This is a genomic window from Candidatus Eisenbacteria bacterium, assembly GCA_016867715.1.
Taxonomy (GTDB): Bacteria; Orphanbacterota; Orphanbacteria; order Orphanbacterales; family Orphanbacteraceae; genus VGIW01.
In genome coordinates, this window is record VGIW01000120.1 from 1 (window position 1) to 8,126 (window position 8,126).

Sequence of the window (8,126 nt, forward strand, 5' to 3'; positions counted from 1 at the left end):
CGCGCGTGGCTCGGTTGTCGGACGGCGGGTCCTGTTACTTGATGATATTGAGGTCTTAAGTGTTCTTGCTCGCTCGGATCGTCACTTCTTCTTCTCGGCGAGGGCGACCCCGGCCAGGATGAGCGCGCCCCCCGCTCCCGAAATCCATCCGAACGTTTCGTGGAGATAGGGGATCGCGAGAACCATTGTCGCGACCGGCATGACGTAAAGGAAGAACCCCGACCGGGAGGCCCCGATCCGCGCGACCCCTTCCTGCCAGAACCAAAACGCGAGAAACGTGCAGAGGAACGCGAGGAAGAGCGCGGCGAGGATCCCTTCCAGAGGGAGGGAGAGAAGGGCGCCGCTTCTCGACGTGAAGATCATCACGGTAAGCGCGGCGAGCCCGCACGCCGCGAGAAGGAGAGTCGTGACGCCGAGCGGGGGATGGCGCCTCGACAGGTCGCGCGTCGCCACGGTGAACCCCGCCCACGTGAACGTGGAAGCGAGAACGAGCCAGTCTCCCCTGTGGGAAAGCCAGCGGAGCCCGGAGAGATTCCCGCGAGAGACGAGAAGCATAATTCCGGCCGTCGCGACCGCCATGCCGGCCACCTGCGCGCGCCCGATCCGCTCTCCGAGAAAGATGCGCGCGAGGATCGCGATCGAGATCGGCGCGACCGCGATCAGCCATCCGGATTGGGTCGCGGTCGTGTCGCGAAGCCCGTGGAACTGGATCAAGAAATGGAGGAAGAGAATCCCCGCCCCGCCGAGGAGGACGCGCCCGTCGCGCGGCGTGAGGCGGGGGCAGAGGCCGCGGAGAAGAACGAGCGCGAGCATCGGCGGAACGGCGAGAATGAGCCGGACCCCGATGATATCGATCACCGAAAGATATCGGAGGAGCACCTTCGTCGCGACGAACGACCAAGACCAGAGAACCGCCGCGACGAGCGGCAGAAGATAGACAGCCCGCATCGGATTCCTCTCCCGCGGAACGACCACGAGGAGAAAGAGTAATGCAAGAACGCCCGCCGTGCCGGGGAAAGTGCGGGGCAGGAAATCCCTATCCCGGGAATGCTCATCCCAGTGCCGCGGATCTCGGCCGATGGAGAGAACGCGCGCGAAGCGGGCTATGGACACAGCGGGAAGAAGACCGGAACGAGCGAGATCAGCGCCGCGAGATAGAGGATCGTGAGCGGCGTCCCGACGCGAAGATAGTCGGACATCCGATATCCGCCCGCGCCCATGACGAGCAGGTTTGCCTTGTGGCTGAACGGCGTCATGAACGCGGCCGACGCGGCGAGGCCGACGCCCATCATGAGCGGGATCGGGGAGATGCCGAGCGGTTCGGCGATTCGAACGACCACGGGCGCGAGAAGAACGACCGCGGGCGCGCCGTCGAGGCACTGGCTGAGGAGGCTCGAGAGGAGGCAAAGCGCGGCGAGAACCGCGATCGGTCCCGCCGTTCCCGCCCAGCCGACGACCGATTGCGAGAGGAGGAGCGCGGCTCCGGTCCGTTCCATCGCGATGCCGACCGGAAGGATCGCCGCCACGAGAAAAACGACGCGCCATTCGATCGATCGATACGCTTCCTCCATCGTGATCGCGCCCGTGAGAACGACGAAGACGGCCGCCGCGAGCGAAGCCACGTGAATCGGCTGGAAGCCGGTCACCACCATCGCGACGAGAAGGAGAAGGCCGCCGAGAGCGAATGGAGCTTTGCGCGTGCGGCGCGGTTCCTGCGCGGCGAGGGAGAGGGTGACGAAGTCCGGATCGGTCCCGAGGAGCCGGATTCTGCTCCACGGTCCCTGGATGAGCAGCGCGTCGCCGAAGCGGAGCGGCAGGTTCGCGAGGTTCGTGTGGATCGGGTTTCCCTCGCGCCACACGGCGAGCACCTGAAGACCGTGCTTCTCGCGGAACTGCATCTCGGCGAGGGTCCGCCCCGCGGCGCGCGAGCGCGGCGCGACCGAAACCTCGACGACCCCCACGTCCTCCGATTCGATCCCGGCGGCTTCCGCGTCTTCTTCGAGCTCAACCTCGCCGAGCGCGAGGAGGCTCCGGATCCGATCCGGCTCCCCCGCGACGAGGAACTCGTCCCCCGCGAGGATCGTCTCCTCGGGGCGGGCGGGAAGGAAGACGTCCTCTCCGCGGCAGATCCCGGCGACGGTGAGCCCCACGAGCTCCCCGATGCGGCTCTTTCCGATGGTTGTCCCGACGAGCGCCGAAGCGGGCGGCACGCGGAGCAGGAAGAGACGATCCTTCATCTCCTCGAAGAGCGAGTCTCCGACCTCGGCGACCTCCAACCCCTTTTGCTGCGCGAGAAGCTCGAGCTCGGACTCTGTTCCGAGCACGAGCACTTCGTCCCCCTCGCGGAGCGTCTCGGCCGGGAGGTCGCGGTCGAGGATCGCTCCTCCGCGGCGGATCCCCACGGCGATCGCTCCGTAGTTCTCGCGGAACTTGATCCCGCGAAGCGTGCGCCCGGCGAGAGGGGAGCCCGGAAGGATGCGCGCGGCGATGCACGACACCCGGCCGATCGCTCTCGCGAGATCCCCGGGCCGCGCCTCGCCGATCGTCACTCCTTGAAGTCGAAAGAGTTCTCGCAAGTCCTCGTAGCGTCCCTTGACGAGGAGCACATCCCCGCCGAGAAGGAGCGTTCTCGCTTCGGGAGCGAGCTCCTTTCGGCCGCCCCGTAGGATCCCGACGACCTGCACGCCGAGCGCGGTTCCGAGCTTCGTTTCGCCAAGCGTGAGCCCGTCGAGGCGCGAACCGAACGGAATCCGAATCGAGAAGAGGGTCTCGTGCAGCCGATAGACGCGAGCGAGATCCCCCGTCCGTGCGACCGAGTCCGCGATCGCTCGCACGGGGAGGAATCGTCTTCCCACGATGACGAGATAGATCACGCCGACGGCGAGGAGAACTGCTCCGATCGGCGTGAAATCGAAGAGGGCGAAGGGGGCGTAGCCTCGCTCCCGCAGCATGTCCGATGCGAGGATGTTGGGCGGCGTGCCGACCAGGGTCAGTGTGCCGCCGAAGAGCGTCGCGAAGGAAAGGGGCATGAAGAGGCGCGAGGGGGAGATGCCGGACCTGCGGGCGAGACTCGCGGTGGCCGGCATGCAGACGGCGGCCGCTGCGATGTTGTTCATAAAGGCCGAAAGCGCCGCCGCGAAGAGCATGATGGCGACGAGAAGAAGAACTTCCCGGCTCCCGATCCATCGGTGAAGACGCCCTCCGACGAGATCCGCGAAGCCGGTGTGAACCAGGGCGGCGCTCACGAAAAAGACGCAAAGAAGCGTGACCACCGCCGGCGACGAAAAACCGGAGAACGCCTCGGAGGGGGAGACGTATCCCGCGAGCGTGATGACGACGAGACCGAGGAACGCGGTGAGGTCCACCGGCAGCTTCTCGGTGAAGAAGAGATACGCCATCGCCGCGAGAACGGCGAAGAAGATTCCGATTTCGATCGTCACGGTTTCGGATTGTAGCGCCGGATTCCGGGGACACCCTACTGATTTCGCTGCGCCCGTGATCGGGGGCGAGTCGTGCCCCGAAGAGGGGAATCGATAGGGTGTCCCCGAGCTCGTGCTACCGAACGAGGATCAGCTTCACCGTCCGCGCGCCGTCTCTCGTCTCGATCCGCGAGAAGTACGCGCCCGAAGGGAGCGGCGCGCCGCCATCGTCGGTGCCGTCCCACTCGATCGTTGTGATCCCCGCGGGAATCTCGCGCGCGAGGAGCGTCCTCACGGCGCGCCCGCGCGCATCGTAAACGAGAAGCCGTGCCGCGGCCTTTTCCGGCAGAGAGACAACGATCGTCGTCGACGGGTTGAACGGGTTCGGGCGGGCGGCGAGATCGATCCGGGACGAGAGGGGAACTCCGGATTCCCCGCGCGCGACGGATGTGATCGCGCACTCTTGGAGGAAGGTCACGCGTCCGTCCGACGCGAGCAGGTCTTGGAACTGGATCCACGAAGAGGCATTTCCCTTGAGGTGGAAATCGAGCCAGAGCGAGAGATACTCGATCGTGATCCCGTGCTGTACGGCCCTCGTGATCGTCGGGCTCGGGCAGCCGGTCTCTCCGAGGCTGCACGTGAAGTTGTACGCGGCGAACTGGCAGTGGCTCGCTCCCGTGATGTTCACGTACGTCTTGCAGCCGGAGGCGAGGGCGTCGTACATCGGGATCTGATGCTGCGAGGGGGGCGTCACGCAGTCGCGCGATCCGGCGAGGAGAAGCGACGGGACCGTGATCGAGCCGGCGGCGGCGATCGCCGAGGGATTCGTTTCGGCGGCCGCGAAGTTGGCGAGCGCCGTGATCGTGGGGTCCTCGGCCGCGGCGAGAAAGCTCGCTCCTCCTCCCATCGAGTGGCCCATCACGGCGGCCGCGTCGGAGACGCGCTCGTAGAAGAGCGAGCCGGAGTTCGCCCCTTCCGCACGGAGCTTGGCGACGAGAAACGCGAGGTCCTTTCCGAACTCCCCGTGGCTCGGCGTGAGGCTGCCCTCGGTGCGCGGGAGCGCGACGATGAAGCCGTCCGGCACGAGGCCGTTCCAAACGAACGAGTAGATGTCGTACGGAAGAAGAAAGCCGTGCCCGAACGTCACGACCGGGAAGAGACCCTCCGCGACCGGGACGTTCTCGCCCGCGGTGAGCGCCGGATAGTAGATTTCAGTCGGGATGCTCCTGTTTCCGCGAGCCGGATCCTGATAGGTGACGCTCGTGTGCCCGACCGCGAAGGCCTCCGCCTCGCCGGCTCGGAGGCCGACGGCAACAATCGCGGACAAGAGGAAAAGGGCAAGGATGATTCGGGATCGCCCGGCGCGTGGACGATTCGTCTTGTCCATGGCGGAGGATTTCCTCCTGCTTGTTCCGAATTCTTCAAGGGAGAGAGAATTTCATGGTGAATTCTAACACAAATCGACGGATCGCGCCGCATCGAAACGCGGGCGCTCGGCGGTCAGCCGCGCGCCGGCGAGCGCTCGGAATCGAGGGTCCTTGGAAGGAAGCGCCCGCGTCCCTCGCGGCCGACCACGCGGTAGTCGTCGACGATCACCTCGCCCCGCGAGAGGGTCGTGCGGGCGAAGCCGGCGAGCTCCCAGCCTTCGTAGGGGGACCAATCGGCGTTCGTTTCCATCCTCGCGGGATCGACGGGGAAGGTCCTTGTCGGATGGATGATTGTGAGATCCGCGTCGGATCCCTCGCGGATCGTTCCTTTCTTGGGATAGAGCCCCATGATCCTCGCGGGGGAAGCGGAAAGACGGTCCGCCATCTGCTCGAGCGACAGCTTCCCCTCGAGAACCCCTTTCGTGTAAACGATCGGGAGGAGGGTTTCGAGTCCCGGAAGACCCGTCGGGATCTTCGTCCAGTCCCCGCCCCATCGGTCCTTCTGCGCGCGCGTGAACGTGCAGGTGTCGGTGGCGACGGTGGAGAGAACTCCCTCGCGAAGGGCTCGCCAGAGCCGCCCGCCGTCTTCCTTCTTCTTCACCTGCGGGCAGCTTGCGAAGAGATGCCCGTCCTTCCGGTCGAAGACCGAATCGTCGAGGACGAGGTACTGCGGGCATGTCTCTCCGAACACCGAAAGACCGCGGGCGCGCGCCTCGCCTACCCTCTCCGCTCCCTCGCCGGTTGAGATGTGAACGATATAGAGCCTGCCGCCGGCCTCCTCGACGCACGCGATCGCGCGCCGGATCGCGTCGATCTCCACGATCGGAGGGCGCGTCATCGCGTGGAGCCGCGCGCCGTGGCGCCGCATGAAATCCGGCGTGTGATGGCGCGCGATGAGCTCATCGAGGATTCTCGACGATTCGGCGTGGACGAGGAGCATCCCGTTCAGGTCCTTAAGGGCGGCGAGCGTCGCGGCGAGAACGGAGTCGTCGGACTCCCAGCCGCGCGAACCGTAGACCATGAACTCCTTGAAGGTCGGGAAGCCTCGCTCGACGAGCGAACGGATCTCGTCCTTCTGTTCGCGCCATCGGGTGATGCAGACATGAAGGGAAAAGTCGACGAGGCTCTTCTCCTCGGCCCGGCGGATGCGCCGCTCGACCGCCCGCGCGAGGGGCTCCCCCTCCTCCGGCGTCGCGAAGTCGATCACCGTCGTCACGCCGCCCCGCGCCGCCGCGCGCGTCCCCGTCCGGAAGTCGTCCGAGGTGATCGTTCCCATGACCGGAAGCTCGAGATGGACGTGCGCGTCGACCGCGCCGGGAAGGACGAGATGGCCCGAAGCGTCGATCACGCGCGCCCCGGAGGCGTCGAGGCCGGGTCCGATCGCCGCGATCGTCTCGCCGCGGACGCCGATGTCCGCGGGGCGCGCGCCCTCCTCGGCGGCGATAAGGCCCCCCCGTATGATCGTGTCGAAGCCCATCCCTCTCCTTTCCCCGCGACCCGAGGGTTTTCCAAAAACTAACCGAGAGTTACCGCTCTCTTTACGCGTGGTCAAGTAGCCTTGTCGGACCGGAATCTCGAAGAAAGCGGCGGCGGGAGGTAGAATCCTCGAGAGGAATGAAGATGGAAAAGCGGACCCTTCTTCTCTTGTTCTTGTTCGTTGCGATCGTGGCCGCCGGCTGCGGCGAAGACAACAGCCCGGGGCCTTCGAACCATTCTCCTTCGATCGTCTCCCTCACCGCGACGCCGAGCCGCGTGCGAACATCGGGAATTGCCTCGCTGGTCTGCGAGGCGGTCGATCCGGACGGCGATTCCATCCGGTACGAATGGACCGCCCAGTCGGGGAGCCTCTCGGACGGTTCGGATTCGGTCTCTTGGACCGCCCCCGAAGCGGCCGGCAGGTACAAGATCCTGGTCGTCGTGACGGACGGCCGCTACGGAGTGGACACGGACTCGATCGACGTTTCGGTCGTGGTCGGGGTCCCGGAGATTCTCTCGCTCACGGCGGATCCTGATCTCGTCGCGCCCGGCGAAACGGTGGCGCTCGTCTGCGCGACCGACGATCCGGGTTCGAACACGCTCGTGTTCTCCTGGTCGGTGGACGCGGGGACGTTCTCCGGGAGCGGCTCCTCCGTCGAGTGGACGGCTCCCTCCGCGGAAGGAGTGCACGAGATCCGCGTGACGGTGGACAACGGAAAGGGCGGCGTCGCGCGGGGCTCGGTTCGGGTCGATGTCTTCGGCGGCACGTTTCTCGTGCGGACGAGCGGCGGCCTCGTCGCCGTCGACATGGACGGCGCCTCGTTCCCATTCGCTTCCTCGACCGCTCCGATCGATGTCGCGGGGACGCGGATCTTCGTGAAGGGCGATCGTTCAATTACCGAGCTCGGTCATTTCGGTCTCCCGCTCGCCACGATCACGAGCACGAACCCGGCGGTCTCCGGCGCGGACTTCTATGTGCTCCCCGACCTCAGCTTCGTCTTCCTCGACAACGCCGGGGACAAGCTCCACTTCATCGACGCGGACGGATCGTCCTACGACACAGTCCTCATGCCGGAGGCCTCGCCCGGAGTTCTCCAGAACGTGAGCGCCGTTCTCGTCGGGAACCGACTGGTCGTCTCGGAGACGGGGACGACCAAGCTGATCGGCGTCGATCTCGTCGATCTCGCGACCTCGATCTTCCGCTCGTTCGACCCGGGTCTCGGGCCGCTCGGTCCGATCGGCCACTCGGACGGGGTTTACTATCTGTGCGGCCCGCGGCGGATCCATCGCTTCACCGAGAGCGGAGCAACGGAAGACCTTGCCGAGCTTCCGGCGGGGAGCATCACCGGGATGGTCGCGCTCGGGCGCTTTCTCTACGTGGTCGTGAGCCCCGAGGGGACTCTTCGCCGCGTTCACATGCTGAGGGGCGAGGTGGAGCTTTTCGCGGACGGCCTCGACGATCCTCGAGACATCGACTACGTTCCCCTCCGTATCCAACCGTAGGAGCGAGCTCGCTGCCTCGCGAGTCCATCCGCGCGCGGGGGAGATCACGTCTCCCCGGAGCGCGGATCGGCGGAGTGCTTCAAAGATAAAGGGGCCGGAGTCCGGCCCCCTTCGCTTGTCTTCGGGAGTCGCCCGCTTCGCGCGGGCGGAAAGCGCCCCTACTTCAGCATCACCATCTTGCCGCTGTCCGTGAACTCGGGCGCGGTGATCCGGTAGAAATAAACGCCGCTCGGGCAGTTCCGCCCGGCGTCGTTCCTGCCGTCCCACGTCACGGTGCTCGTCGCGCCCGCCGGCTCGTTCG

General features: G+C 66.2%; 6 protein-coding genes. 1 reads left to right on the plus strand and 5 read right to left on the minus strand.

Going from position 1 to position 8,126, the window contains the following annotated elements; genetic code table 11:
* Positions 1–81: 81 nt before the first annotated feature.
* From FJY73_13370 to hydA, 4 genes are all read right to left on the minus strand, one after another.
* Positions 82–948, minus strand: a complete 867-nt coding sequence (locus FJY73_13370) for a DMT family transporter (GenBank protein MBM3321646.1) — start codon at positions 946–948, stop codon at positions 82–84.
* A 155-nt stretch (positions 949–1,103) separates the two neighbouring features.
* Complete coding sequence (locus FJY73_13375) at positions 1,104–3,440, minus strand: SLC13 family permease (protein ID MBM3321647.1); 2,337 nt, start codon at positions 3,438–3,440, stop codon at positions 1,104–1,106.
* A gap of 115 nt (positions 3,441–3,555) precedes the next feature.
* Positions 3,556–4,806 (minus strand): T9SS type A sorting domain-containing protein, encoded by a 1,251-nt coding sequence (locus FJY73_13380; protein ID MBM3321648.1) that lies wholly within the window; start codon positions 4,804–4,806, stop codon positions 3,556–3,558.
* Positions 4,807–4,919: 113 nt separating this feature from the next.
* Positions 4,920–6,323, minus strand: coding sequence for a dihydropyrimidinase (gene hydA, locus FJY73_13385; GenBank protein ID MBM3321649.1), 1,404 nt, complete (start codon positions 6,321–6,323; stop codon positions 4,920–4,922).
* A gap of 143 nt (positions 6,324–6,466) precedes the next feature.
* Here hydA and FJY73_13390 point away from each other — a divergent pair, with 143 nt between their 5' ends.
* Positions 6,467–7,825 carry a hypothetical protein gene (locus tag FJY73_13390; protein ID MBM3321650.1) on the plus strand — a complete coding sequence of 453 codons (1,359 nt, stop codon included), beginning with the start codon at positions 6,467–6,469 and terminating at the stop codon, positions 7,823–7,825.
* A 158-nt stretch (positions 7,826–7,983) separates the two neighbouring features.
* Here the strand turns inward: FJY73_13390 and FJY73_13395 are convergent.
* The coding region (locus FJY73_13395) for a hypothetical protein (protein ID MBM3321651.1) at positions 7,984–8,126 on the minus strand (143 nt) is incomplete at its 5' end.